Source organism: Natrialba swarupiae (assembly GCF_008245225.1).
In the GTDB taxonomy this organism is placed as follows: domain Archaea; phylum Halobacteriota; class Halobacteria; order Halobacteriales; family Natrialbaceae; genus Natrarchaeobius; species Natrarchaeobius swarupiae.
Genome location: NZ_VTAW01000070.1, coordinates 1 through 1,380, shown reverse-complemented (window position 1 = coordinate 1,380; position 1,380 = coordinate 1). Strand labels below are relative to the sequence as shown.

Annotated in this window: 1 protein-coding gene; it reads left to right on the top strand. The window is 58.7% G+C overall.

Annotated elements, in window-relative coordinates; genetic code table 11:
• Nucleotides 1-48: 48 nt before the first annotated feature.
• Nucleotides 49-1,194: an ISH3 family transposase gene (locus tag FYC77_RS19935; RefSeq protein WP_149083229.1), complete on the top strand. Its 1,146-nt coding sequence runs from the start codon at nucleotides 49-51 to the stop codon at nucleotides 1,192-1,194.
• Nucleotides 1,195-1,380: the final 186 nt, after the last annotated feature.

Genomic DNA, 1,380 nt, shown 5'->3' with positions numbered 1-1,380 from the left:
TCAGTCGATCACATCGGGTTTGAGTGAAAGTGCCTGCTTGGAGAAGGTGTGCAGCCTAGCCAAGCAGACAGCGAGATAGAAGAAGAGCACCTGCTTAATTTTGTCGTCAACAGCCTCGATGACGATCTTCCGATTGACCTCGGAGAGAACGTCGAAGTAACGACGGAGACGTTGTACGAGGTCCTCGCCGGCGCCAGCGCCGGCGGGACCTCGATCAATCACGTCTGCGAGACGACCGAAGACTCGCCACACGCCAATACCGTCCGAGGACACCTTACCGATCAGTTCGACCTTGAAACCGTCGAGGCTGTCGGAAACACACTACTTCAACGGGATGTCCTTGAGACGCTCCCGGATCGACCGGTGGAGGTCGTCGCCGACCTCCATCTCGATTCCTACTACGGTGACGAAGATGAGACAGAGGCGCTGTACTTCTCGCAGGCGAAACGAGGAACCACTGCGTTCCACGCGTACGTCACGCTGTATGCGCGGGTGCGCAACAAGAGATACACGTTGGCGGTTCGCCAGCTGGTCGCTGGCGAAACCACCAGCGATGCCCTCAGTGAGTTCCTCGACCTTCTCGACGGCCTTGACCTGCGCGTCAAGGCCGTCTACCTTGACCGCGGATTCTACAACAGTACCTGCCTCAAACTGCTGTACGCGCACAACTACGCCTACATCATGCCAATCGTCAAGTGGGGCGAAACGATCCAGGACGAACTCAGCAGCGGCTGGAGTCGCGTGATCGAACACGAACTCGCTGGGCGGGTAACCTTCCCTGTGTTCATCGACTGTGTCTACCAACAAGGACGATACGACGAACACGGAGTGGCGCGTCACGGCTACGCCGCTGACGCGCCGTTCATCGACACACCACGGGACGCACGAGAACACTATAGCAAGCGCTTCGGAATCGAGTCAAGCTACCGGTTAGCCAATCAGAGCCTCGCTCTCACCAGTTCTCGAGATGCCGGGCTTCGGTTGTTGCTGTTCATCGTGAGTCTGTTGCTGCAGAACGTCTGGCGCTATCTCCACTGGATGTACGTGGCGGCGCCCCGTCGTGGGGGGCGCCGCCTCTGGAAGTGGTCGTTCACGGAGTTCTGTGAGATGGTAGTTCGTGCTGCCTGGACAGCTCTCGGTGTGCGCAGGGCTGTCCCAGCGAATCAACCACTTGACGACCGGTTCTTCCGGTAGCTGTCCCTGAATTGGGACAGCGATTGTGAGTGGCGACACTGTCGCGTCGGCGGCGATTCGCCGCCGACAGCGACTGTCCAGTGCCGAAACTCACCGCCACCATCTCTTCGAGACGGGCCGAGCACAGTTCAAGCAGATTCAGCGTCTACTGGACGAGATAGTGCGGCTGTCGATGTGATCGACTGA